Below are 24,323 nucleotides of genomic sequence, written 5' to 3' on the forward strand. Positions count from 1 at the left end.
CTCCCCGGGGACGGCGCCGGGGGGAGGCGGCTCACCGGATCACCGGTTTCGGAAGTCCACCGCGCCATCTTCACGGATCGCCCGCCCGGGGTCGGGAACCCCATGAACGGCGGCGTGGCGCGGCGGTGTGCGCGGTCGCGGCGGCGGGCGGACGGCCGACCGGGGGCGTCGGCGGCGATCGGGGCGCAGGCCGGAGGCGGTGGACAGGACCGGGGCCCGGGCCGAACCCGGTTCCGAAAACCGTGGGAGGACTCGGTTCCGGGAAGGGAAAAGGAAGGAGAGGGAAGGAAACAGTGGCCTCCAGGTGAGGTCTAATGCCGCCTCCCCGCCGCGCCGGGATTGGTCCACCTCCGGCCGGTGCGGACCACACGCGCGGCGGGGCCGGGTCCTTCCAGCTCCCGTCCCTCCGTGTCCGGTGACCCCTCCCGTACCGCACGGCGAACGGCCCCGACCGGTCCTGCGGCCGGTCCGGTCGGCCCCCGCGCCCCGCCCCGGCCCGGGGACCCGTCTCCTCGTCACGGCCCGCTTACCGGCCTCCCCGAGCGGGAAACCCCTGTTCCAGAGGGACACCGGGCGCCGCGTCCTCAGGGACTCGACGCCCGCGGCCCTCCCCCCGCAGTCGCGAGCGCTCACCTTCGCCCCGGGCAGGTACCGGCCCGGGCCTCCCCCGACGGATTCCCGCTACCGTCCCGGCCCTGCGCGCCGGGACGCGATCCATGACGAAGGACCCGCACATGCTGAATCGCAAGTACGACACCCCCCGCCCCCGCAACCGGCACCGGCTCCGCACCGCGGCGGCGCTGGCCGCCGCCACCACCCTCTTCTTCGGCCTCATGCCCGCGGGCACGGCCAGCGCCCACGGCTACATCTCCAACCCGATGAGCCGCCAGGCCCAGTGCGCCGCGGGCATCGTCCAGTGCGGCGGCATCCAGTGGGAGCCGCAGAGCGTCGAGGGCCCCAAGGGGCTCATGCAGTGCAACGGCGGCGTCGGCCGCTTCGCCGAGCTGAACGACGACAGCCGGGGCTGGCGGGTGACCGACGTCGGCCGCGTCCAGACGTTCGAGTGGACCATCACGGCCGCGCACTCCACCTCCACCTGGGAGTACTTCATCGGCAACCACCGGGTGGCCGTGTTCAACGACCACGGCGCCCGTCCGCCGTGGTCGTTCAGCCACACCGTGGACCTGTCGGGGTACAGCGGACGGCACACGCTGCTGGCCAGGTGGAACGTCGCCGACACCGGTAACGCCTTCTACGCCTGCGTGGACATCAACATCCGCGCTTAGTGGTCCGACGGCCGGTGGGCCCGCCCGGCCCGGCGGAGGCGGCGCGAACGCCGTGCGATCCGTCGGGCCCGGGCGGGCCGCGTTCCCCCGGTCCCGGCGGGCGGCCCAGAACCGGTGGTGGCCCCCGTCCCGGGCCCGGTGGCGGGCTCTGCACCCCCGGACCGGCGTCCGGGCCGTGTCTCAGTTGGCGGACCAGTCCCGGACGGACAACTCCTCGGCCAGTTCCATACAGCGCTGCCGGGCCGGGGAGAAGTCGTAGGGCATCTTGCCGAAGGCTTCGAACGCGCTCATGGAGCCCGGCTCCCGCCTGCAGGAGCCGGAACCGGCCCCCTCATCGGCGGGAGCGGGGTGCAGAGCGTCCCAGGCGTCGAAGAGGGCGTCGTCCTCCTCCTCCAGGCCCGACTCCTCGATGACGGCGTGCAGGGCGCTTTCGAAGGCGTGCCGTTCGGCGGCCACCCGAGCCACCCGTGGATCATCGACGGCGACGCTGTCGTCGAGCGCCTCCTCGGCGCTGTTTAGGCGGTCGGACTCCTCCCGCAGAGCGGGATGCGTGGCCAGCGCGATGAAGCGGCCGGCCCGGACGGCCGCGCCGAGCGGGCCGAAGACCCGCTCGGTGACCAGCAGATCATCCAGGTCCGCCTGGTGCAGGGAGCCCTCGGGCAGGCTCTTGAGGCGTTCGGTGACGAAGTCGGAGAGCAGGCCCATCCGGCTGCCTTCGGTGCGCATCCGTTGCACGGCGGTCCGCTGCCGCCGCAGTTCCGCCTCCTGCTCGGCCAGGCTCTCCTCCAACCGCTCCAGGATGCCCGCGATACCGTCTGCGCCCACGGCGTCGGCGTCGGCGTCGGCGGAAGCCGTACCGGTGGTGAAGGAGTCGCGGATGTCGTCCAGGGCGATCCCGGCGTCGGCCATCCTGCGGATCCACAGCAGGCGGATCATGTCCTCGTACCCGTAGCGGCGGCGGCCGTCGGCGCCCCGCTCGGGCTCGGGGAGCAGGCCGATCTCGTGGTAGTGGCGGATCGCCCGTGGCGTGCTGCCGGCGAAGGCCGCCGCGTCACCGATCTTGACCTGGCGGGGCGGTGTGAAGGACAGGGGCATGAGCAGGGTGGCTTTCCTCAGGGGAGCGGGACGTGGGTCCACCAGACCACATGCCGCTACGGAAGATGCAACCCCGCGCACCGCCCCGTGCCGCTGCCGGGGAACGCGGCCGGATACCGAGCGGACGGCACGCGGGGGGTGTCCCCGCTCCGGCGACCGTTCGCGGTCACCTAAGCATCGCGCCGCGCCCTGATGCCCGCCAGGATCAGGTCCATCGTCTGGTCGAAGTAGGTGTTCTCCACGGCCAGGGCGTCCGCCTCCGACACCGCGGCGGCGACGGCCTCCTCGTGCTCCTGTTCGCGGTCGGACTTCATCGCGCGCATGGCGACGGCGGAGGTGGCCGCGCCGAGGATCTGGTTCGACACCGCCCGGATGGCGACCGCCTGCGCCTCCCCGTCCCCGCCGTACTCCCCCAGCGCCTCGATGATGCGCCTCGACAGGGCGACGGCGTTCGGGCCGATCAGCGGCCGGGAGCCCGCGAACTCGGCGGCCCAGGTGTGCGCGGTCAGGGCCGCGTAGAACCGCAGGGCGGTCTCCTTGAGCGCCTCGTCCCAGGGGGCGCCCGGGGGCGGCGGCACGGATGCGGCCCCGGCCAGGATCTCGTCCACGGCCAGGTCCACCAGGTCCTCCCTGCGTTCCACGTACCAGTACAGGCTGGTGGCGTGCACCCCGAGTTCGGCGGCGACCTTGCGCATGGTCAGCGCGGACGCCCCCTCGCGGTCGAGCAGGTCGATCGTCGCGGCGACGATGCGTTCGCGGCTGAGGGCGGGCTGGGACCGGCGTCGGCGCTGCGGGCGGTGGAAGACGCTGTCGAACTGCTGGTCGGATCCTGGAGTTGCCATGTCCGACAGCATACTGGGAAACATACGTTGTAGGTTTCTCTCCAACAGTGTATGTTTCTCGGCATGGCTACCGACAGCTCCCTCACGAGCCCCCAGACCTTCGCCCCCTCCGAGTCCCACGCCGAGGCCCCCGACCAGTCCCGCACGACGGTCACCGACCCCCGCGGCCTCACCGCCTTCCTCGTGATCGCCTTCGCCTTCTCCTGGACCGCCTGGTGGCTCGGCACCCGCCTGCTCGGCGGCGCCGACCCGATGCCCGCCGTGATCGTCGGCAGCTTCGGGCCGATGGTGGCCGCGGCCGTCGTCACCGCGGCCACGCAGGGCCGCAAGGGCGTGGGCGCGCTCTTCCGACGGCACTCGCTCCGGCGCAGGGGCGGCGTCATGCCCTACGTCATCACCGTGCTGATGGTCCTGGCCCTCGCGGGCTCCGCGGCGCTCCAGGTGTACCTGGGCCAGTCGACCCTGGACGAGGCCCAGCTGTGGGCGGCACTGCCGACCCTGCCCGTCCAGTTCCTGGTCATCGCGCTGGTCGGCGGCGGCAACGAGGAACTGGGATGGCGGGGCTTCGCACTGCCCCGCCTCCAGGGCGTGCTCTCCCCGCTGGCCGCGAACGTCCTGCTCGGCGCGGTCTGGGCGATGTGGCACGCTCCCCTGTTCGCCATGCCCGGCACGCTCCAGTCGCAGATGTACTTCCCCGCCTACGCCCTGCTCTGCGTCGGGTTCACGGTGGTCCTCGGCCACGTCTTCAACTCCGCCCGCGGCGGCGTGATCGCCGCGATCGTCACCCACGCCGCGATCAACGTCGTCTCGGGCGTCAAGGCCGTGGCCGTGGGCGACCCGGCGAGCGCGCCCGAGGTCGCCATGGTCGCCCTGCTCGCGGTGCTCCTCGCGGTCTGCACCCGCGGCCGCCTGGGCCTGCGCCGTTCCGACAGCGCCCGGGGTTAGCGCCGACGGGAGTCCCAGCACACCTCAGGAACCCGGACGAACGCCGCCCGGGGCCGCCGAGAACACGGATCACGTGGTCGGCGGCCCCGGGCGGGCTCGGTGTTCGGGTCGTCGGCAGCGGCCGGGCGGGGCCGTCAGCGCGCGGCGAGCGCCCGGCCGACCTCGTCGGCGCTGGCCAGGGCCCGGTCGTGCTCCTGCTGGGCGAGGTCCTTGAGGGACTCCATGCCCGGCGTGGTCGCGGCCAGGGTGAGTTCGCGCTTGATGAGGGTCAGGTCGGCCTGCCAGATGTCGCCGACGACGCGCTCCAGGTAGGGGGTGGAGTGGTCCCAGCCCTCGCGGGGGGTGCCGGGGCCGTAGCCGCCGCCCAGGGTGGTGGCCAGCACGGTGGGGGTGCCCTTCAGCAGCGGGTTGGCGGGGCCCGCGCCCGCGATGACCAGGTCGGCCCAGGCCTTGAAGTGCTGGGAGACGCCGAAGTTGTACAGCGGCACGGCCAGGACCACCGCGTCGGCCTCCTGGAGTTCGGCGGCCAGTTCGGCCGCCAGGGCCAGGGCCCGGACCTGTTCGGGGGTGCGGTCGGCCTCGTCCGTGCCGGAGCCGATGGTGGCCAGCGCCCAGGCGTCGGCGGGCAGCGGGTCGGTGCCCAGGTGGCGGCGGTTGACGGCGCCCTGCGGGTGGGCGGCGGTCCATTCGGCCTCGACCCGGTCGGCGATCTCGGCGCTGCAGGAGACGGTCGGCAGGATGCTGGCGTCCAGACGGAACAGGTTCATCGGACTCTTCCCCCAAGGGTGTTCGGGTTCGCGGTATGCGGAGCACGGCCACACGGCCGGACGGTCCAGCTGTCCGGGTGACCCACGCACCACTATAAACGGACTTTACCCCGCTTAGTGTTCCCGGGGTAGATTGTCCGTGTGACTTCGCCCCTGGTGCCCTTCGGGAAGGAGCGCGGCGAACGCGCGGACGCCGCGCGCAACCGCGAACGCCTGCTGGAGACAGCCCGCGCGATGATCGCCGAACACGGAACACGGCAGGTGACCATGGACGGCCTCGCCGAACGCGCGGGACTGGGCAAGGGCACCGTCTTCCGCCGCTTCGGCAGTCGCGCGGGCATCTTCGTGGCCCTGCTCGAAGACGCCGAGCGCCGCTTCCAGGAACAGGTGCTGTCCGGACCGCCGCCGCTGGGACCGGGCGCCGACCCCGCCGAGCGCCTGATCGCCTACGGGTGCGCCCGCATCCCCTTCCTGCTGGAGCACCACGCGACCGCCCGGGCCGCCGTGGACCGCTCCCTGCCGGTACCGGCGGGCGCGGTCGGTATGACCCAGCCCCACATCCGCATGCTCCTGGGCCTGGCCGGCCTGCCCGCGGACCGGCTGTACGGCCTCTCCGTACAGCTGACCGCCGCACTGGAGGGGCCCCTGGTGCTGTACATGTCGACGGACGAGGTCGCCGCCCCTCCGGAGCCGGACGCGCCCAACCCCCTGATCGACGGCTGGCGGTTCCTGGTCGAACGCCTCCTCGGGGACTGACCGGCCGCTCCTCGCCTCACGGTTGGGACCCACCCGGGCCGGGCGTCCGGCTGGACCCGGGCGGACGATTCCATGCGATACCGGATACCGGTCGGACGATGGTCCACATGAACGATGACCAGCGGCGACACACGACCCCGGCCTTCTCCGGCTCCGGCCGTACCGGCGGCTCTCTGGAGGCGATCCGCGCGGCCCTGACCCACTCCGGCCCGGCCGGTGCCGCGCACTGGCTGGGCACTCAGACGAAGCCGTGGCCGCAACCGGCCGATGCCCCGGGCCCGGTCGGAGCGGAGCCCGTTCAGGAGGGGGCGGCCCAGCGGTGGCCCCTGCCCAGGCGACGGCCCGGGAGCACCGGCCGGTAGGCGCGGGGAACGCGGGCCGCCGCTGGAGCCGGGCGCCGACCCCGCGCGGCGCCCGGTCGCCTACGGGTGCGCCCGGGCGGGCTCGGGGGTCAGGGCCGGTCCCGTCCGGCGCGTGCGCAGGCACACCACCAGCGCGATCACGGCGACGGTGACGGTGGGCACGAGCAGGACGGGCGACCCCGTGCCCGCCGACCGGTCCGCGATGGACGCGCCGATATCGGTGTGCAGGGCGATGGCGAAGAGGAAGGTGAGCGTGTTGAGCAGCGCGTGGATGACGACCGCGATCTCGATCCCGCCGGTGCGCCAGGTGATGACGGCCAGACTGACGGCGAGCGTGAAGTACCAGAGGTTGATCCACGCATCCCCCGCACCGTGGATGGTCGTGAACACCAGGCTGGAGACGAGGACGCCGACGACCAGCCCGGCCCGCGGCCCCCTGCTCCAGCTCCCGGCGACCCGGAGGACCAGTCCGCGCAGGCCGTACTCCTCGCCCGCCGCCTGGAGGGGAACCAGCAGGAGGGTGAGGACGAGCATGACGACCAGCTCGATGACCGGCCAGTGGGCCTGTCCGGCGGGTGCCGAGACGTTCAGGGCGGTGACGGCGAGCAGCCAGAAGGGGCCGATGAACAGCAGCGCCCGGCCGAGCACGGCGAACCGGAAGCGCGAGAGCACCGAGTGCAGCGAGGCCCCCTCGACTCCGTAGAGCCACCGCTGGAGGAGCATGCTCCACGGGATGAGCAGGGCGAGCGAGAACATGGTCGCGCCGTGGTAGAGCGGCGTGTAGTCGGTGCCGCCCGCTGCCGGGTTGGTCCTGCCCATCCGCGCGTCGAGGAGGGCGGCGGCCTGGGAGAAGACGATGCTGAAGGCGAACATCCCGACCACCAGCAGCACGATCGCGAGGACGCCTCGTCCGATGCGGCGTCTGTCCCCGGCGAGCGCGCGGTGGTACTCCACCCCCGGCGGAACGGGCCGCGGGCCCCGGCGGCGCGGGCGGGGCCCGGTCGGAGCGGCCGGTGCGTGCGCGGGCGTGTGCGCCGCCCCCGCGTCGGAGACCGTGGGATAGAAGTCGGCCGACGGCGGGGCCGACCAGGCGGGGCGACGGTCGTCGTTGGGATTCATGCTCCGAACCTAGGCCGGAGCGGAGCCGTGACGGAGTGTCACCGGTCACGGGTTTCCCGCGCGCTCCGCACGGGACCGGAATGACGGATGTCATGCGCCGACGGAGTCCGCGGCACGGGCGGGTGGCCGATGACGGGCGCACAGGCCCGACGGCCGCCCCTCGGAGGTCCGTCACCGTCACGGAGCCGGGCGGTCGGCCGGGCGGACGCGGGGGGCAGCCGGGCACGGGGACGGCCGGGCGCGGGGACGGCCGGGCGCGGGGACGGCCGGGCACCGGGCCAGCCGGACGCGGGGGTCAGCCGCCCAGTGCCGGGTAGTCGGTGTAGCCGGTGGCCCCGCCCACGTACATCAGGTACCTGTCGCGCACCGAGTTGACCGGCGCCCCGGTACGGATGCGCTCGACCAGGTCGGGGTTGGCCAGGAAGGGCCTGCCCAGGGCGACCAGGTCGGCCCCGGCCCGGAGCATGCGCTCGGCGGCGTCCCGGCCGCCGTCGGCGGGGATCGCCCCCTCGGGCAGCACCGGGTTGCCGATCAGGGTGCGCGACCAGCCTGAGCGGATCCGCTTCCACACGGAACTGTCGGGGTCGGCGAAGGCCACGTGCAGGTACACGGGCCCCAACGCGTCCAGGCGGGTGGTCAGTTCCGGGTAGAGGGCGGCGATGTCCTCGTCGGTCTCGGCGATGCCGTTGGCGGTGTTGCCCGGGGAGACGCGCACGCCGACGCGGTCGGGCCCGATCTCGGCGACGACGGCTTGGACCACCTCCAGGACGAAGCGCATCCGGTTCTCGGGGGTGCCGCCGTAGGCGTCCCGGCGCCGGTTGGTGCCGGGGGTCAGGAACTGGTGGAGGAGGTAGCCGTTGGCGGCGTGCACCTCCACGCCCAGGAACCCGGCCGCCACGGCCCGGCGGGCGGCGGAGGCGAAGTCGGCGACGGTGGCGGCGATGTCGTCCCGGTCCATCTGCCGGGGTGTCACGGCGGGCTGGCGTCCGCCGAGGGTGTGGATGGTCCCGGGCAGGGCGATCGGTGAGGGAGCCAGCGGGGTCAGGCCGCTGGTGTCGGGGTGGCCGACGCGGCCGCCGTGCTGGATCTGGGCGAACATGCGCCCGCCCGCCTCGGCCACCCGGCGGTTGACCCGCCGCCAGCCCTCGGTGTGCTCGGGGCGGTACAGGGCAGCGATGTAGGGGTAGGTGCGTCCGACCCTGCTGGGCGTGGAGGCCTCGGCGATGATCAGACCGGCCGAGGCCCGCTGAGCGTAGTACTCGGCCATGAGCTCGCTCGGGGTGCCCGAGGGCTCGGCGCGGTTGCGGGTCATGGGGGCGATCACGAGCCGGTTGGGCAGATCGGTGTCGGCGAGGCTCACGGGGCTGAGAAGCGGGGACTCTGTCTCCTTGGCGTTCATGCGGATACCGTAGGAGTTGACACCAATGTCAGATTCAAGCGCGAGGAACGTGAGGTGCGTCATGCGCATCGGTGAGCTGGCCCGTCGCAGCGGGGTGAGCCCGCGTTCGCTGCGCTACTACGAGCAGCAGGGCCTGCTGGCCTCCGAGCGCACCCCGGGCGGGCACCGCGAGTACGCCGAGGCCGCGGTGGACCGGGTGGTGCGCATCCAGGAGCTGTACGCAGCGGGGCTGTGCAGCGCCAAGATCGTGACACTGCTGCCGTGCATGCGCGACGCCGACGGCGGACCCGCCGCCACGGCCGACGCCCACCTGGTCCGCGAGCTGAGGATCGAGCGCGAGCGCATCAACCGGATGATCGCCGACCTGCGGCGTTCCCGGGAGCTGCTCGACGACGTCATCGCCTCCGCCGAGGGTGCCGGAGCCGAGGAGAGCCCCCTCACCGGCCGCCGCTGACAGGGCCTCCCGCCCGCGGACGCCGGAAGCTCGGCGGGATCGGCGGGATCGGCGGGGAAGCCCGACCCGTCGCGGTCACGGCCCGTCGGCGTCGGAACCGCCCTCGGCTCCCGGGCGCTCGGCGAAGCGCCCCGACCACGCGTTGGAGGCGGTTCCCGGTACCGGACCCCGCCCCTACCGGTCAGCGGTGGTCGCGGCTCATCAGCGCGACGACCTCCCCCGCGGCCCGGCGCAGCGGCCTCCTGCGCAGCCACATCAGGTGCACCGGCATCGCCAACCCGTTCTTGAGGTTGACGAACTCCAGCACCCTCACCCTCCCGGCCGCGACCGCGCCCCGCACCTCCCCCAAGGGCAGATTGGCCCATCCCGCGCCGCGTTCCACGAGCCCCAGCGCGGCCTCCACCGAGTCCACGTGCCACCGGGCGTCGGAGACCAGGAGCCGACGATCGGCGACCGCGTCGTCGGGACCGGCGACCACGATCTGGCGGCTGGCGCCGAGGTCCTCCAGGCGCCGCAGGTCGGCGGGCAGGCCGGGGGTGTCCGCGGTGGCCGAGACCACCGCCACGAAGACCTCGTCGGTCACGTTGGTGAAGACCTCCTCCCGGTCCACGTCCGGGGCCGCGGCCAGCAGCGCCAGGTCGGCCCGCTCCCGGTGCAGCATCTCCCGGACCCCGTCCTGGGGCGCCCGGAGCAGGTTCACGCGCAGCAGGGGGTAGCGTCCGCCGACCCGGGCCAGGGCGTCCAGCAGGTCCCGGTCCGGCACTCCGGCGGCCACGGCGACGGTGAGCGTGCTCTCCAGGTCCCGTGACAGCTCCACGGCGTGGACCTGCAGCAGCCGCAGCCTGCTGGCGACGGCCCGTGCGTGGGGCACCAGGGCCAGCGCACGCGGGGTGGGCACCGCCTCACGGCGCGACCGGTCGAACAGGGGGTAGCCGAGTTCGGCCTCGATGTTGGCGATGCCCATGCTCACGGCGGAGGGCACCCGGCGCAGCGCGCGGGCCGCGCCGGAGAAGGAGCCGTGGTCGACCACGGCTAGGAACAGCTCGATGCCGTCACTGGAGAGAGCCATACAATTGTCAGCTTTTCTGAAGGGACCTGACTTTTCTGTTCATTAGCCCTGAATATAACGTCTTCCCCCGTTGACCGACGGAACGGGGAGTGTGTGCTGTGCAAGGCGTGAAGCGCAAGCTGGTTTACGTGGGCGGATACGAGGTCCTGGGGCTCGCGGTGGGCACCGCGGTGATGTCCCTGCTGACGGGCGAGTCACCGGCCACCACCGGCCCCCTGGCGCTCATGATCACCTGTGTGGCGACGGTGTGGAACCTGGTCTTCAACTACCTGTTCGAGGCGTGGGAGCGGCGCCAGCGCGACCGCACGCGCACCGTGCGCCGGCGCGTCCTGCACGCGGTGGGGTTCCAGCTGACCCTGGTGTGCTTCCTGATCCCGCTCATCGCGTGGTGGCTGGAGATCACGCTGTTGCAGGCGTTCGTGCTGGACCTGGTGTTCATCGTCTACATCCCGTTCTACACCTTCGCCTACAACTGGGCCTTCGACAGGATCTTCGGCGTCCCCAGCTCGGCGGTGAACGAGGTCGAGCAGGAGGAGCCGGTCGGTTCCGGGCGTTCTGACTGAGGCACGCGCCGTCGAACGCGCGCCCGCGGAACCCGTACCGGTGGCCTCCGCCCGGCGGGCCGCCCGGGACGGCGCGGCCCCCGATCGCGCGGCGCCGTCCGGCGTTTGAGCGACCGGACCGGAGCGGGCGGCTCCTCGGCAGGGCGGGCGGCCACGCGCACGCTCGACGGCTCCGCCCGCTGCCGTTCGACGTGAAGGCCCGACCGCAGTCCGCGGCTTAGCCGACCGGCCCCGCGGAACCGGACGCGCCGTCGGACGCGCCGCCGGGTGCGGCGACACCGGTGACCGCACGGCCGCTGCGCAGGAAGGAGTCGGCCACGGCCGCCGGTTCGTCGAGGTATCCGGCGACCATCGCGCCGTCGCGGAGCAGCATCAGGTCGTCGGCGACGTCGCCCGCCTCCCTGTGGCCCAGCGGCGCGGCGAGCCGTTCGAAGGCCCCCCTGCACCAGCGGCGGTGCGCGTCGACCGTCCGCCGCACGGGGCTGTCCGGGTCGGGGTACTCGGCGGCGGCGTTGATGAACGGGCAGCCGCGGAACCCGGGCGCGCAGGCCATGATCCCGACCTGTTCCGCGATGAGCCCCAACGTCGTGTCCACGTCGCCTTCGCCGCGTGCGATGGCCGCGTCGACCCCCTCGCGTTCGAGCGCGGCGCGGCGTTCGAGGTAGGCGACGATGAGGTCGTCCTTGCTCTTGAAGTGGCGGTAGAACGTCACCTTCGTCGTGGCGGCGCCGTCGATGACCTTGTCGACGCTCACCGCGCGCAGGCCGTGCGCGTAGAACAGCTCGGTCGCCGCCTCCAACAGGCGTTCACGCATCGGGTTGGCCATGGGCGGAATCATATGAGCTCCTCCGCGGGCTTGTGGACCGGCGCCCCCGCGCCTACACTCGCCGCTAAGTAGAGTTACTAGTCATTCTACCTAGGGAGCCGTTCCCGTATCCGACCGCCTGCCCCGCCCGAGATCCGGCCGCTCCACGGCCGGACTCCGCGACGGCGCACGGTGGGGACACGGGCGACGCGCCCGGACCGGACACCAACCCCGGACCACCGGGGCCACTCAGCGAAAGAGCACCCCATGACCACCGCGACCAGCGCCAACACCGACAGCACCGACAGCACCGACAGGATCGGCATCGCCCGCGGACTGCGGAACCTGTACTACGTCCGCTTCGGATTCGCCGTCGTCTGGGCGGCCCTGCTCGCCCTGACCGCCTCCTCGCTCACGCCCGTCAGCATCGCCCTGCTGGTGCTCTACCCGCTGTTCGACCTCGCCGCCGCCGTGGTCGACTTCCGCAGGTCCGCGGCGGCGCGGCCGACCGCGGGGCTGTACGCCAACATGGCGCTGAGCCTGCTCACCGCCGTCGGCCTGGGCCTCGCCGTCACCTCGGATTCCTCGGCCGTGCTGGCCGTGTGGGGCGTGTGGGCGATCACCGCCGGGGCCGTGCAGCTCATCGTCGCCCTCATCCGCTACAGGCTCGGCGGCCAGTGGGCGATGATCCTCAGCGGCGGCATCTCCACGTTCGCCGGTGCGGGCTTCCTCATGCAGAGCGGAGCCCCGGACGCCCCGCTGACCGGCCTCGCCGGTTACGCCACCCTGGGCGGGATCTTCTTCCTGATCTCCGCGATCCGCCTGCACCGCGTCGCCGGGAAGTCGGCCTGACACGACGGCCGCCTCCGGAGCCGTCAGCACCGCTGCGGGGCCGGTCGGAGGAAGGAATCCGCCGACCGGCCCCGCCCGGGAGGACCGGACGGTTCAGCGCGAGGGCCCGTAGGCGAGGCGGCGCAGCGCCACCTCGGCGGGTCCGCGCACGCCCCGGCGGCGCATGAGGTCGGCGAGCAGCACCGTGGTCAGCCACACGGCCACCGCGACGCCCGCGCCGACGGCGGGCGACGTCATGTGCAGGTCGAGCGTGTAGGAGGAGAACAGCACGGCCCAGGCCACGGACTGGGCCAGGTAGAAGGTCATGGAGCGCTGTCCGAGCGCGGCCAGGGCGTCGGTCACCGGCCCCTGTCGGCCCGTGAGGCGGACCGCGACCAGGGCGATGAGCGCGGCGTAGCCCAGCGCGCCCGCGTAGCCGCTCACCTGGTGCAGGGCGGTGGCGGCGACGAGGTCCCCGGTCGTGGCGCCGGTCCACACCTCCGCCTTGTCCAGGGCCAGGGGGAGACCGCCCAGCGCCGCCAGGGGGATGCCCGCGAACGCGGTGGCGCGCAGCAGTCGCAGGTGCTCGTGGGGCCGCTCCAGGATCCGGTGCCGGGCCGCCAGGACACCGATCAGGAACGGGACGAGCGTGCTGGCGGACATCACCACGGCCAGGACCGAGAACAGGGTCACCCGGAAGAGGAGTTCGTCCGCGAACCCGTCCGGCATCAGCGGCATGCCCTGCCCCGTCAAGGCGTCCTCGGCGGCGATCAGGGCGTGCAGGGCGGCAGCCACGGGCAGCCAGGCCGCAGCCAGGATCACCAGGGTCCGGTCGCGCAACCTCAGGACGCCCACCAGGGCCAGCGTCACCAGGCCGTAGACGGCCAGGATGTCCGCGGGGAAGAGCAGCACCGTGTGCGCCAGCCCGAAGGCGATCATCCACAGGCCGCGTCGGCGCAACAGGCCGCGGGTCCGGGGCCAGTCCTGCCCCTGTTCGCCTCGGCGGCGGTGGATCTGGGCCAGGCCGTACCCGAACAGGGCCGCGAACATGGGGTAGCTGCGCAGGTCGACGAACATGACCGTGGCCGCGGTGGTGAGCTGGTCGGCGGGGTTGGGAGCGCCCTGCGGACCGCCGATGAACACGGTGAACAGGTGCGTGTGGGCGAGTGCGATGAACAGCAGCATGACGCCGCGGGCCAGGTCCGGGGCCAGGGAGCGGCGGTCGAGCGGGAGCGGGTGGTCGGGGGCCGGAGCCGTGCGGGGCTCTGGGGTGGACGTGTGGGACATGGTGGCCTCCGAAAGGGCCGTGGGCTCCGATGGACGGCGTACGCGCCGAGGCGCCCACCGGAGCGCACGTCGGAGCGACGCACTGCGCGTACAACGTATACACAGCACACCCCTTGCCGCAAACCCTTCAAAGTGCAGCTTTAAGACCAACAGCACTAGTGCACATGCCTAGTGCACCGGGGATCGAAAGGGACTCCCCCGGGACACTCCGGCGCCTTCGACGAGGCAGCCTGGACCCCGTCGTGCACTAGTACACTCGGAGTAGCGCGACAGGAACGGAAGGGGTCAGTGGTGTCCACGACCGGAAAAAAGGAACTGCCGCCCTACGCGCGGGTCGTCACCGACATCCGTGCGCGCATCGGCTCCGGGGAGCTGCGACCGGGCGAACGGGTGCCCTCCACCCGGGAGATCATGCGCGAGTGGGGGGTGGCCATGGCCACCGCCACCAAGGCGCTGGCCGCCCTGCGCCAGGAGGGTCTGGTCGAGGCGGTGCGCGGAGTGGGGACCCTCGTGCGCGGCGCGCCGGTCTCCGCACCGGAGCCGCAGAAGCCCCAGCGCCAGCGGGAACGCCCGCGTCCGGCGCGGACGGAAGACCCGGGAAGCCACCGTCCGGCCGCCGAGACCGGCGGCCTCGCCCGGGAGGCCATCGTCCGGGCCGCGATCACCATCGCCGACGCCGAGGGGATCGACGGCCTGTCCATGCGCAGGGTCGCCACCCAGCTGGGGGTGAGCACCATGGCCCTGTACCGCCACGTCGCGAACAAGGACGCGCTGGTGACGGCGATGATCGACCAGGTCTACACCGAGCACGCCCTGCCCGACCCGCCGCCCGCCGACTGGCGCGAGGCGCTCGAGCTGGCGCTGCTGACGGAGTGGGGCATCTACCGGGCGCATCCCTGGGCCGTCCAGCTGACCCCGCTCGCCGGAGCGGTCCAGTCGCCCGGACTGGTGCAGAACGCCGAGTGGATGATGCGGGTGATCACCGGCCAGGGGCGCTCACCGGACGAGGCCATGGCGATCCTCACCTTCGTGTCCGCCTACACCTCCGGCATGGCCCTCCAGGGCACGCGCGCGGTGGTGGAGGGATACGAGGCCGGGATGGACGCCGAGCACTGGTGGAGGTCCAGGGGCGAGGAGTTCCTGCGGATCGCCGAGCAGGGCAGGTTCCCCCTGACGTTCAGCGTCTCGGGGCCGACCGACGTGCACGCGATCTTCGACCTCGGCATGAAACACCTGCTGGACGGGCTCGCGCCGCTGATCGAATCGGGAGGCCGACCCGCGGACGGGGGCCTCTCGGGTCCGACGGGCACAACCCGGTGAGCCCGCGAAGGGGTCCCGACGGGCGTCCCGCGCGCGCCACGGGGTACACCTGAACACGGGGGGATTCCTACCTGTGCGACACCGTGGACGACCACTTCCGCCCGGCCCGCGGCGGCGACCCGGCCGACGAGGGGAACCGGAGGCGTTCCGAGGTGGCGGCATCACTACAATCACCACCGGTTCCACAACGCGATCGGCGGCCCTCCCGCCTTCCGCGGCACCAACCTCTCAGATCAGCAGACGCACAGCAGCGCCATGACGTCGGTGACGCGGCCGCTGTGGAGCCGCACCCCACCGGCGCCCAGGTCGGCTTTTGAGGAGCTACCGAAGATGTCCCAGGGTCTGGTGCGGTACGCGCCCTCGGTGAACGACGCGAGGGTGCGCGGGGCGGTCTACCCCCGGCGGTCCCTGGTGGTGGTCACCGGGGTGCCCGGGGCCGGGAAGAGCACCCTGCTGCGGCGGCTGTTCGGTCTGCGCGGGGACGAGGACCGGACCGTGGTCGCCGCGGACGGTGTGCGGGTGATCGACTCGCTGCAGTCGCGCTACCGGCTCGGGGCGCTGCTCGGTCGCGTCCCCTACCCGCTGTGGCGCTGGGTGGTGCACGTACTGCACCTGGCCCGGGTGGCCGTGGCGCTGAGCGGCGGCCCCGTGGTGGTGCACGAGTGCGGCACCCGGCGCTCGGTTCGCGTGCTGCTCGCCCTGCTCTGCCGACTGCGCCGGTACGAGGTCCACGTGCTGATGATCGACGCCACCCCGCAGGAGGCCCGGAGCGGGCAGGCCGCCCGGGGTCGGCGGGTGACCGCGCGCAGCCACCGGACGCACTCGCGGCGCTGGCGGCGGCTGCGCGCGGCCACCCGGCGCGGGCCGAAGGCGTTCGCGCCGGGCGCGCGCAGCCTGCTCGCGATCGACCGGCGCCGGGCGCGGGAGCTGGCCTGGATCCGCTTCGGTTCCGGCCCGGACGCCCGCGGTCCCCTGCGCACCGCGGAGGAACCACCACCCGCCCGGATCGAACGCGTGATGTCCGCTACCCCGTGACCCCGGCCGGTCTGCGCCGCCGACCGGCCCGCCTCCGGGCAGCGGTCCGCTGCTCGGGAGCGGTCCCGAACCCGCTGGGAATCGGGGGGACCCTACCGCCGCGTCCTCAGGACGGGACGACGGCCCACTCCGGCATCGGCGGGAGCGGAGCGATGCGGTAGCGCGGTGGCTCGGTGCCGTGCAGGTGGCGCACCAGGTAGTCCCAGGTCCGCCGCGTGATGTAGTGGTAGCGGCCGATGAGGCTGTGGTCGACGCCGGGCACGAGGAGCATGTCGACGTCGGCGTCGGCGTCGATGAGCGCGTCGACGAGGCGCAGGCTCTGGTAGTGCAGCACGTTGTCGTCGAGTTCGCCGTCGATCAGCAGGAGCTTGCCGCGCAGGTTGTCGGCCAGGTGCGTGTTGACCATGGCCCGGCGGTTCTCCGCGCTGGGCTCGCCGCAGAACTGTTCGGTCCAGAAGGGCAGGTAGACCGAGAAGTCGTGGGCGCCGGTCCGCGCGACGCCCACGGTGTAGAACTCCGGATGGGTGAGCAGGGCACGGGCCGTGGCGAAACCGCCCCCCGAATCGCCGGTCATGGCCACTCGGCCGGTGTCCAACCAGGAGTGGCGGCGCCCCAGCTCGCGGATGGCGGCGACGTGGTCGGCCAACGCCGCCGACATGCCCAGGTCCCCCGTGTAGGAGTGGTCCAGGAACGCCTTGCTGCGCAGCGGGGTGCCCCGGCCGTCGATCGCGACCACGGCGAACCCGAGCGCGGCCAGCGCCTCGGGCTCCCCGGTGAACAGGTTCCCGAACGCCGGCGACGCCCGGTGCGTGTTGGGTCCGGGGTAGCAGTGGTCGACGACGGGGTAGCGCCTGGCCGGGTCGAAGCCGTGCGGGCGCCACAGCACGCCGTGGATCGGGGTGCGCCCGTCGGCGGCGAGGACGCGGAACCGCTCGGGCGGGCTCCAGCCCGCCGCTCGGAGCGGAGCGGTGTCCGGGGCTTCGAGTTCGACCAGGGTCAGCCCGTCGCCGTCGAGCACCCGTGCCCGCGGCGGCGTGGCCACGTCCGAGGCCCGGTCCAGGAGGTAGCCGCCCTGTGGAGGGCTGACCGCGTCGTGGTCGAGGTCGTCGTCGGTGAGCCGCTCGAACCCGCTGCCGTCGAGGCCCACGCGGCAGATCTGTCGCACGTAGGGGTCGTCGGCGTGGAGTCCGCAGGCGACGAACCACACCTGGCGGCGGTCCTCGTCGACCCACAGCACCCGGTGGACCAGCCACGGACCCTCGGTAACCCGCTCGACCCGGCCGCCGTCGGCGGAGTAGAGGTAGAGGTGGCCCCAACCGTCGCGCTGGGACCACCACAGGATCTCCCCGGAGTCCAGCACACGCGTCACCGGAGGGAGGTGGAGGTAGGGCGAGGGGTCGACCCGGGTGCGGTCGGTCTCGGTGACCAGCGTCGTCCGCGCCCCGGTGAGCGGGTCGAGACGGCGCAGTTCCACGGTGCGCCCGTCCCTCGACTGGTGCAGGACGTGGACCGCGCTGCCCCGCTGTCCCGTCCACCACCGTCGCGTCAGATTGTGGACCGAGAGGACCTCCGGGTCGCCCTGTTCGCCGACGACCTGCCGGGTACCGACGTCGAGCACGCGCCACGACACCGTCGCCTGGGCCTCGTCGTCGGGCATGGGGTAGCGGATGCGGTGTGCCACCGGCCGCCCGCCCCCGGGCGGGGACGACTCCACCAGCACCTGTTCGGGCAGCCCCCGCTGGTCGATCCGGTGGGTGAGCAGCCGGGTGGAGTCAGGCGACCACTCGGCCACGAGCGGCGCATCCAGGCCCTGCAGGGGCAGCGATACCTTCGTGGCGGCGTCGGGCAGGCCGCCGTAGTCCCAGTCCGGCTCCGCGTCCTCGGTGAGCGCGAACTCCTGCCTGCCGTCGCGGCTGCGCACCCACACGTCGCCCCCGCGGCGGAACGCCACCCACGCCCCGTCCGGTGAGGCGACCTCGCCCGGCCCCGCGGGGCGGTCGTCGTCGATCCGGGCGCAGGACGAGGCGCGGTCCGACCACTCCCACCGGGTGTCGAACGCCGAGAAGCGGATCGCGTCGGCACCGCCGCCCGGGGGCTCGAAGTCGAGGGACGCCAGCGGCAGGGCGTCGGCCTCGACCGCGTGTCCGGAGCCCTGTGACAGCGCCGCCGCCAGGCGTTCGTGGTCGAACGCGTCGCGTCTGGTGCCCGCCGCCGGATCGACCACGATGTGCCGTGTCCCCGAGAGGTACCAGAACCGGGCGCCGTCGCTCGACCACTGCGGTGCGACGGCAGCCTGCGGTATGAGGCGGGCTCTGTGCGGCGCGAGCATCTGCTCCGCGCGGGCGTAGTCGGCGGCGTCGAGGCGTGTTCGTTCAGCCGGGTCGTTCACGGGGAGGCCTTCCGCTCGTGGTGCTTGGCGCCGCCCACTCAACAGGGTGACGTCGCGTCGGACTCAAGGGATAGGTGACCGACGCCTCGTCGGGGCCCGCTTCGCCCGGAGCCATGGTGAGGAGGCGGAACAACCCGTGAGTAGCTCCGGGGGGCGGTCCGAGGTCACGGACCAGGAACACCCCCGAGACACGACTAACGGCCCCGGAACATGCCGGGGCCGTTCTGGGACCGGGCCAGCTCATGCCCGCCGCCTGGGACCCCCGATGGGGCCACCGCGGTCAGTCTGCCCCTCCTCATACGCTCGCGGATGGGCACCACGCGGCACCCGGCCCGGACGCCCGCGGTCCCCTACGCACCGCGGAAGAACCACCACCCGCCCAGATCGAACGCGTGATGTCCGGTACCCCGTGACACCGGCCGGTCGGCTTCGCCTCCGCGTGCCCGGAGCCCGGAGAGGGCCGGATGGCGGTCAGCAGGTGTCCGGCGGGGAACCGGCGCACGGCCTCGGCGTACGACTCCGCCGCCGGTTCCGCGCATCCTGTGGACGATTCCCCGGACACGACGAACGGCCCCGGAACGCGCCAGGGCCGACCTGAGACCGAGCCAGCTCACGCCCCGCCCGGAACCTCCCAACGGGACCACCGCGGCCAGCTCGCCCTTCCGCGCACGCTCGGGGATGGACACCACTCGGTATCCGGCCTGCCCGAACCACTTGCCGCACGAGAAGTGCTCCCCCTCCCACCGCGACCGCGTCCCGAGCGCCTCGGCCAGGCGCACGACCTGGTCATGCTGGTGGCCGTCGCACCCTTCGGGGAAGTAGGTGATCTCCACGCGGGTCATCTCCCCCACCGGCAGCTGCGGGTGGGCTTCCAGGTAGGCCACCAGCGCCCGCAGGTCGGTCAGCAACATCTGACGCTCCCGCTGGCCCGCCACCGGCACCACGGGCTCCTTCACCCGACGGCACCGGCCCTGGCCGTGACCCGCCTTCGCAGAGCACCAGCGCTCCCCGCCCCGGCACCAGCCGTTGTCCTCGTCCCACGCCCACATGGGTACGCCCCTTCCTCGGATGAAGTCCCCTTCACCCTCCAAAGAAGCCACCCGCACCCACCGGGTTGGACACCCGAGCGGTGAGAACCTCTCGCCCCCAGCCCTCCCCCGCCCCGGTGAAGAAGTAGCAAGACGCTATAAGTCGGGGCGTCAGAACGAACACCCTGCACCCACTCTGACCTGCCCTGTCAGTGCCTTCCACCCTGTTCGCACGCTTAGACGAACACCCTGGCGAACAGGCTCGACCAAGAAAGCAGGCGAATTCCGTACCGCCATTTGACCTCCGCATGGCGGTACTCACAACACCTGAAGATCGCTCCGGCGACTGGACAGCGGTCCATCCCCGCGTGCGCGGGGCTCACAAGGGCACGGTGTCGAAGGAGGAGTTCGACTCCGGTCGACCTACCGCAGCGGGGAAGTCAGGACGGGTCGGGTGCGTAGAACCTGGTGGTGGCCTCGACCGCGGCCGCGACGTGCTCCGGTTCGCCACCGGCGGCCAGGTGAGCCTCGCCCCAGGCAGTAGCGCTGCGCCGGATGAACTCGCGCCCTTCGTGCGACTTCTCGACTGCCTCGTGGTCGGCGGGCTCGTTACCGGCCAACAGCTGGGTCAGGGCGAGCAGACGCAGATCCCAGCCGACGCCTCCGGCACCGGGGCCGTAGGTCGGGAAGAGGGGTTCCTCGACCACCGCCGCGTGGATAAGTTCGAATTCGGTGTCGCCGTTCGGACCCGGGGCCAGGCGCAGCTGCACCTCGCTCGTGCCGGGCCACGCGTCGGCTTCCGGCCCGTAGAGCCAGGTCACTTTGAGCAGACGCGGCGGCTCGCACTGGAGGATCTCGCCGTGCTCACCTCCGTCCAGCTCGAACCTCCCGCCGAGCCGCAGGTCCCCGGTGACCGGTTTCAGCCAGCGTTGCAGCCGCTCGGGGTTGGTAACGGCATCCCAGACGTCGTCGATCTGCGCTCGGTATCGGCGCCGCAACTCGATGGTGTAGGCCTCTCCGGCGGGCAGGCTGCCCTTGCCCATCACCCGACGGGCAGCGGCCAGTTCATCCAGCACGTCTTTCATGTCATGCGCCCTTCGCTGAGGAATCGGTCTTGTCCGTATCGGTGCTGTGCTCGGCGGACGGGCTGAACGTCTCATCGGCCGAGTTCCGAGCTGCACGCCGGCCCCGGGCCAGCTCGGTCTCCAGGGCGTCGAGGCGTTGGTCCCACAGCCGGCGGAACCGGTCCAACCACGCGTCGATCTCGCGCAGCGGCGCGGGGTCGACGGAGTAGAACCGGCGAGCGCCCTCAGCCCGCACCGACGCGATCCCGCTGTCACGCAGCACGCGCAGATGCTGTGAAACACCCGGCTGGGAGAGCCCGAACTCAGCCCGGATCACGTCCGTGATCGCGCCAGAGGTCTGCTCGCCGTCTGCGAGCAGTTCCAGGATGCGTCGGCGCACCGGGTCGCCGAGGATGTCGAACGTGTGCACGATCAGAGATAGTAACAGCCTCCGCTTATATAAGCCAGCACTGTCATATTTGCGCACGTTCGGCTTGGCAGGGGACGGGCAGGGCAGGACAAGAAGGGAAATGCGGCCTTCCGGCGAAGCCCAGGCCTGTCTATGTCCGCACTGACAAGATCCCCATAGCGCCCCAAGGCGTCGCCCTCTCGCCCTCCGAGCGTTGCCACAGCTACAACCCCGGCGTGTAGGCGGTGAAGGACACCACGGGGCGGGTCGGCCCCGAGAAGCGTCGTGCGGCGGCCGAGCGGCCGCGCCAGCTTGGCGCTCCCTGGCATCTCGCGTCCCGACACATGCGCCTGACCGCCACTGGAAGCGGGGCAGCGAGCGCACCCAGTGACGGTGGATCGACTCCCAGATCTCAAACAACCACCGGTCAGCCCGCCCCGGTTACCGGTTCAAAGACACCGACTGTGCCGCCGGTCCACCGTGCGCGAGGCTCACGTCGTAGACGAGGCCAGCACGCTGATTGCCCGCGGTCCATTCCCTCGTGCGTCGGGCTCACTACGGACCAGCGTCGGTGAGCGACTGCTTGAGAACAACTATGAGCGGCTGCTGTCGGGCAACTCGCCGGGGACGCGCCGGAGGAGCCTGCGGCGGATGAACAGCCCGCTCGTCCTGTGTCGGGGTCGGTGAGCGAGCGGTAGAGGATCGTCGCTCAGCTGCTCGCTGAACGCCCGGACATGACGGGGCCGGAGATCGTTCAGGCGCTCGCAGATACAGGTCACCCAGTGAGCGTGCCGACCGCTAAGCGCGACCAGAAGGCGGTCACTGGGGCGTGATCGATGAGCGCCCGATCGGCGTGAGCGTGCGCTCCGTTCATCTGAACGCATCGACGAGCAGTGGGCTCGGCTGAGCGATCGAGCTTTTACACCACTTGTCCTGTTGTGGCCACACGCCCACGTCCTGTTACACGCCCGAGAGATCCTAATGTTTCCTCCTCCCCCTTTGGAGCTCCCTCATGATGGGCACTTCGCACGCCGCTACGGGCGTGCTCGCTGGCGCCGGAGTTGGCGTCCTCGTCCAGGCCGACCCGTTCTCTGCTGTCGTGTGCGCGCTGATCGGTGGCGGCGCCGCGCTCCTCCCTGACCTTGACGAGCCCGGGTCCACCGTCGGACGTTCTCTTGGCGCGGTGACGGAGCTGACGTCCCGCAAGCTCCGCGACACCTCCAGCCGCACCTACCGGCGCACCGCCACGGAAGTGGAGCTGCGCAAACCCCAGTCGGGTGGTCACCGCCACCTGACACACACCATTCCGGCCTGTCTAGTGTTCGGGGTGATGGCGGGCCTGGTCGCGCTCGTCCCGCTCGGGTTGGCAGTGGTGGTGTTCTCGATGGTCGCCCTCGGGTTGGGGACGGTGCTGCGGTCCATCAAGAAGCTGGGAACACTAAAGAAGCGGAAGCGGGCTGCGTTGGGCATCGCGGGGTTTCTGGGATTAGGGATGATGTTCTCTCCGGAACAGGCACTGCCTTCCTGGCTGGTGGGTCTGACCGTATTCGTCGGCGCTCTGGTGCATGTCCTCGGGGATTGGCTCACGAGGTCGGGGGTCCCGCTCGCATGGCCGCTGGTGGTGAACGGCAAGCGGTGGTGGATGTTCCGCTCCCCGGTGGCATTCCACACCGGCAAGTCGCGGGTGGAGGACGGCATCCGGGTAGGGTCGCTGGTGCTCGCGCCGATCATGATGGTGTTGGGCACCCCTCCACCACCCCCAGTGTGACTTGCATCACAAACAAGTATCGGAACCTACTTACCCCTCCCATACGTCCAAAGAGGTAACTGCACAGGCAGTCCACAGATTTGACAGAATCTGCCGGTTCGGACCCGGCCAATGCTCTCGTAGTTGCCCTCCCCGCAGCCCTGTACGCAACGATCTTCACCGTAGTGGCCATAGCTGACCACAAGGAGAAGCAGGGAAAGAAGGGCCCGATTGGGCGCTTTATTGACAGGATGGTGATGCTGGTGGACAAGACAAGCACTCTGGTCGGCGGCATCGAGACGCTCGTTGGGAATTGGCTCCCGCTGTCACACTTCTTCCAGCGCTCTCTCTAGCGCTGACGAACGCGAGGCCCCTTTCCGGAGGGGCCTTCTGCGTGTGTCGTGGCCACTTCCGGTCACTCCTTCCTGACTTACCCGAAGCGAATCTCGTGCGCGGCAGGATGAGCCCACACGGCGCCACAAGGCACCCGGTGGACGGAGCGCAGATGGCCACTCCCAAGGTTTTGGAGATCAAGCTCGACTTCATGATGAGCGACCGGAAGATCTACTCGTCGCGCATCAAGGCGGTGTACGAGAAGGCAGTTGAAGCGGCGATCGAGGCGGCCCGCGAGGAGCTGTTGGACGACAGCATCAGTTCGGTGCACGCGTCGATGACGTGGGGATACCGGTGGGCTCAGACGTCTTCGGACTTCGATCTGGACGAGTCGCAGTGGGAGGACGACGAGGAAGAGCCGTCTGAGGGGTGACGATGGGGGCGCCCGTGCGGGACGGACGCCCTGTCGCACTCCCCGGTGGTCTTGTCACCCGGGCTTGTGCTGGCATGCAGACATGAGCAGGCGCACGGTGGGGCGTGGCCACGGTGCGGCTTCGTGGTGCTCGTAGCATGTGATGTAGTAGTCAATGCCGGGGCAGCCGTTCACATGCAGCTCCAGTATGGCCCTTTTCGCTGCTATGCCTGCGAGGACCGTTGCCGGGTCATGCCAGGCGATGTGGAGGGTCTCCTCGGTCGAGGCTGATCCACGGGCCGGTCCATCCCCGCGTGCGCGGGGCTCACCGGGCACGGGCGGTGGGGTGGTCAGTCCTGATCGGTCCATCCCCGCGTGCGCGGGGCTCACGGGGTGGTGGAGAGGTCACGGGTGTTGGCCAGCGGTCCATCCCCGCGTGCGCGGGGCTCACGCCAGAGCGAAGGGGCAGTACGAGCACGCGCTCGGTCCATCCCCGCGTGCGCGGGGCTCACTCCGGGCAGGCCTCGGCGACGGCGGCCATGACCGGTCCATCCCCGCGTGCGCGGGGCTCACACGTCCGGCGGCCGGAAGGTGACCCCCAACCACGGTCCATCCCCGCGTGCGCGGGGCTCACCGACCCGAAAGAAGTCTCCTATCTCCAGCAAGCGGTCCATCCCCGCGTGCGCGGGGCTCACGAGGGGGTGCCGCCTATCACGTGGGAGGTTGACGGTCCATCCCCGCGTGCGCGGGGCTCACCGGCGCTCGTCTGCCAGCCCGCCATGATCGCCCGGTCCATCCCCGCGTGCGCGGGGCTCACCTGCGGCCAGCACTTCGGGGGGTTCATCGCCCCGGTCCATCCCCGCGTGCGCGGGGCTCACACCGAGCGCGTCCCGCTGGCCGAGCGCGCCGCGGGTCCATCCCCGCGTGCGCGGGGCTCACGGAGCGCCCGGGAACCAGTTCGGCGCCGGTGGGGTCCATCCCCGCGTGCGCGGGGCTCACGGCGTTG

Annotated in this window: 23 protein-coding genes, 1 pseudogene and 1 CRISPR repeat array (1 of these 25 cut by a window edge); of the genes and pseudogenes, 11 read left to right on the forward strand and 13 right to left on the reverse strand. The window is 71.9% G+C overall.

The window, feature by feature from the left end; all coding sequences use genetic code 11:
• Positions 1 to 734 precede the first annotated feature (734 nt).
• A complete protein-coding gene (locus tag PV789_RS26165) occupies positions 735 to 1,286 on the forward strand; it encodes a lytic polysaccharide monooxygenase auxiliary activity family 9 protein (protein ID WP_274975011.1) in 552 nt (183 codons plus the stop codon).
• A gap of 180 nt (positions 1,287 to 1,466) precedes the next feature.
• Here PV789_RS26165 and PV789_RS26170 read toward each other — a convergent pair whose 3' ends face one another.
• Both PV789_RS26170 and PV789_RS26175 read right to left on the reverse strand, forming a co-directional pair.
• Entirely contained in the window at positions 1,467 to 2,381 is a 915-nt protein-coding gene (locus PV789_RS26170; protein ID WP_274978260.1) for a MerR family transcriptional regulator, read from the reverse strand.
• A 170-nt stretch (positions 2,382 to 2,551) separates the two neighbouring features.
• Positions 2,552 to 3,235, reverse strand: coding sequence for a TetR/AcrR family transcriptional regulator C-terminal domain-containing protein (locus PV789_RS26175; protein WP_274975012.1), 684 nt, complete (start codon positions 3,233 to 3,235; stop codon positions 2,552 to 2,554).
• Between the two features lie 39 nt (positions 3,236 to 3,274).
• Between PV789_RS26175 and PV789_RS26180 the strand changes: the two genes are divergently transcribed.
• Positions 3,275 to 4,168 carry a CPBP family intramembrane glutamic endopeptidase gene (locus PV789_RS26180; RefSeq protein WP_274975013.1) on the forward strand — a complete coding sequence of 298 codons (894 nt, stop codon included), beginning with the start codon at positions 3,275 to 3,277 and terminating at the stop codon, positions 4,166 to 4,168.
• Between the two features lie 134 nt (positions 4,169 to 4,302).
• Here the strand turns inward: PV789_RS26180 and PV789_RS26185 are convergent, their stop codons facing one another.
• Positions 4,303 to 4,935 carry an FMN-dependent NADH-azoreductase gene (locus PV789_RS26185; RefSeq protein WP_274975014.1) on the reverse strand — a complete coding sequence of 211 codons (633 nt, stop codon included), beginning with the start codon at positions 4,933 to 4,935 and terminating at the stop codon, positions 4,303 to 4,305.
• 141 nt (positions 4,936 to 5,076) lie between these two features.
• Between PV789_RS26185 and PV789_RS26190 the strand changes: the two genes are divergently transcribed.
• Complete coding sequence (locus PV789_RS26190) at positions 5,077 to 5,691, forward strand: TetR/AcrR family transcriptional regulator (RefSeq protein WP_274975015.1); 615 nt, start codon at positions 5,077 to 5,079, stop codon at positions 5,689 to 5,691.
• A 422-nt stretch (positions 5,692 to 6,113) separates the two neighbouring features.
• On the opposite strand, the gene PV789_RS26195 is transcribed toward PV789_RS26190, so the two are convergent.
• Positions 6,114 to 7,172, reverse strand: a complete 1,059-nt coding sequence (locus PV789_RS26195; RefSeq protein WP_274975016.1) for a CPBP family intramembrane glutamic endopeptidase — start codon at positions 7,170 to 7,172, stop codon at positions 6,114 to 6,116.
• 295 nt (positions 7,173 to 7,467) lie between these two features.
• Positions 7,468 to 8,571: an alkene reductase gene (locus PV789_RS26200; protein WP_274975017.1), complete on the reverse strand. Its 1,104-nt coding sequence runs from the start codon at positions 8,569 to 8,571 to the stop codon at positions 7,468 to 7,470.
• 61 nt (positions 8,572 to 8,632) lie between these two features.
• On the opposite strand from PV789_RS26200, the gene PV789_RS26205 reads away from it, so the two are divergent.
• A complete protein-coding gene (locus tag PV789_RS26205; RefSeq protein WP_274975018.1) occupies positions 8,633 to 9,025 on the forward strand; it encodes a MerR family transcriptional regulator in 393 nt (130 codons plus the stop codon).
• A gap of 181 nt (positions 9,026 to 9,206) precedes the next feature.
• On the opposite strand, the gene PV789_RS26210 is transcribed toward PV789_RS26205, so the two are convergent.
• On the reverse strand, positions 9,207 to 10,094 hold the full coding sequence (locus PV789_RS26210; RefSeq protein ID WP_274975019.1) for a LysR family transcriptional regulator: 888 nt from the start codon (positions 10,092 to 10,094) through the stop codon (positions 9,207 to 9,209).
• A 107-nt stretch (positions 10,095 to 10,201) separates the two neighbouring features.
• Between PV789_RS26210 and PV789_RS26215 the strand changes: the two genes are divergently transcribed.
• Complete coding sequence (locus PV789_RS26215) at positions 10,202 to 10,657, forward strand: PACE efflux transporter (protein WP_274975020.1); 456 nt, start codon at positions 10,202 to 10,204, stop codon at positions 10,655 to 10,657.
• A 217-nt stretch (positions 10,658 to 10,874) separates the two neighbouring features.
• Here PV789_RS26215 and PV789_RS26220 read toward each other — a convergent pair whose 3' ends face one another.
• A complete protein-coding gene (locus tag PV789_RS26220; RefSeq protein ID WP_238347018.1) occupies positions 10,875 to 11,483 on the reverse strand; it encodes a TetR/AcrR family transcriptional regulator in 609 nt (202 codons plus the stop codon).
• A 246-nt stretch (positions 11,484 to 11,729) separates the two neighbouring features.
• Here PV789_RS26220 and PV789_RS26225 point away from each other — a divergent pair, with 246 nt between their 5' ends.
• Positions 11,730 to 12,314, forward strand: a complete 585-nt coding sequence (locus PV789_RS26225) for a hypothetical protein (protein WP_274975021.1) — start codon at positions 11,730 to 11,732, stop codon at positions 12,312 to 12,314.
• A 93-nt stretch (positions 12,315 to 12,407) separates the two neighbouring features.
• Here the strand turns inward: PV789_RS26225 and PV789_RS26230 are convergent, their stop codons facing one another.
• Positions 12,408 to 13,580: a DUF418 domain-containing protein gene (locus PV789_RS26230; protein ID WP_274975022.1), complete on the reverse strand. Its 1,173-nt coding sequence runs from the start codon at positions 13,578 to 13,580 to the stop codon at positions 12,408 to 12,410.
• A gap of 288 nt (positions 13,581 to 13,868) precedes the next feature.
• On the opposite strand from PV789_RS26230, the gene PV789_RS26235 reads away from it, so the two are divergent.
• Both PV789_RS26235 and PV789_RS26240 read left to right on the forward strand, forming a co-directional pair.
• Positions 13,869 to 14,900 (forward strand): GntR family transcriptional regulator, encoded by a 1,032-nt coding sequence (locus tag PV789_RS26235; RefSeq protein WP_274975023.1) that lies wholly within the window; start codon positions 13,869 to 13,871, stop codon positions 14,898 to 14,900.
• A 330-nt stretch (positions 14,901 to 15,230) separates the two neighbouring features.
• On the forward strand, positions 15,231 to 15,935 hold the full coding sequence (locus tag PV789_RS26240; RefSeq protein ID WP_274975024.1) for an AAA family ATPase: 705 nt from the start codon (positions 15,231 to 15,233) through the stop codon (positions 15,933 to 15,935).
• 106 nt (positions 15,936 to 16,041) lie between these two features.
• On the opposite strand, the gene PV789_RS26245 is transcribed toward PV789_RS26240, so the two are convergent.
• From PV789_RS26245 to PV789_RS26260, 4 genes are all read right to left on the reverse strand, one after another.
• Positions 16,042 to 18,324 (reverse strand): S9 family peptidase, encoded by a 2,283-nt coding sequence (locus PV789_RS26245; protein ID WP_274975025.1) that lies wholly within the window; start codon positions 18,322 to 18,324, stop codon positions 16,042 to 16,044.
• Positions 18,325 to 18,674: 350 nt separating this feature from the next.
• Positions 18,675 to 19,235: a hypothetical protein gene (locus tag PV789_RS26250; protein ID WP_274975026.1), complete on the reverse strand. Its 561-nt coding sequence runs from the start codon at positions 19,233 to 19,235 to the stop codon at positions 18,675 to 18,677.
• A 557-nt stretch (positions 19,236 to 19,792) separates the two neighbouring features.
• Complete coding sequence (locus tag PV789_RS26255; protein ID WP_274975027.1) at positions 19,793 to 20,437, reverse strand: SRPBCC domain-containing protein; 645 nt, start codon at positions 20,435 to 20,437, stop codon at positions 19,793 to 19,795.
• A gap of 1 nt (position 20,438) precedes the next feature.
• Entirely contained in the window at positions 20,439 to 20,846 is a 408-nt protein-coding gene (locus PV789_RS26260) for an ArsR/SmtB family transcription factor (RefSeq protein WP_274975028.1), read from the reverse strand.
• A gap of 991 nt (positions 20,847 to 21,837) precedes the next feature.
• On the opposite strand from PV789_RS26260, the gene PV789_RS26265 reads away from it, so the two are divergent.
• The 3 genes from PV789_RS26265 (at position 21,838) to PV789_RS26275 (ending at position 23,338) form a co-directional block, all read left to right on the forward strand.
• Positions 21,838 to 22,593, forward strand: coding sequence for a metal-dependent hydrolase (locus PV789_RS26265; RefSeq protein WP_274975029.1), 756 nt, complete (start codon positions 21,838 to 21,840; stop codon positions 22,591 to 22,593).
• 80 nt (positions 22,594 to 22,673) lie between these two features.
• Positions 22,674 to 22,925, forward strand: a complete 252-nt coding sequence (locus tag PV789_RS26270) for a hypothetical protein (RefSeq protein ID WP_274975030.1) — start codon at positions 22,674 to 22,676, stop codon at positions 22,923 to 22,925.
• Between the two features lie 152 nt (positions 22,926 to 23,077).
• The gene (locus PV789_RS26275; RefSeq protein WP_274975031.1) at positions 23,078 to 23,338 is read left to right on the forward strand and encodes a hypothetical protein; all 261 of its coding nucleotides are present in this window, start codon (positions 23,078 to 23,080) and stop codon (positions 23,336 to 23,338) included.
• 54 nt (positions 23,339 to 23,392) lie between these two features.
• Here PV789_RS26275 and PV789_RS29845 read toward each other — a convergent pair.
• Positions 23,393 to 23,590 (reverse strand): annotated as a pseudogene (locus PV789_RS29845) (DUF6221 family protein); the annotation flags it as partial.
• Positions 23,591 to 23,617: 27 nt separating this feature from the next.
• A CRISPR array of direct repeats spans positions 23,618 to 24,323; the repeat unit is 29 nt; unit sequence CGGTCCATCCCCGCGTGCGCGGGGCTCAC; it runs 296 nt beyond the window's last position.

Source organism: Nocardiopsis camelliae (assembly GCF_028993595.1).
In the GTDB taxonomy this organism is placed as follows: Bacteria; Actinomycetota; Actinomycetes; order Streptosporangiales; family Streptosporangiaceae; genus Nocardiopsis; species Nocardiopsis dassonvillei.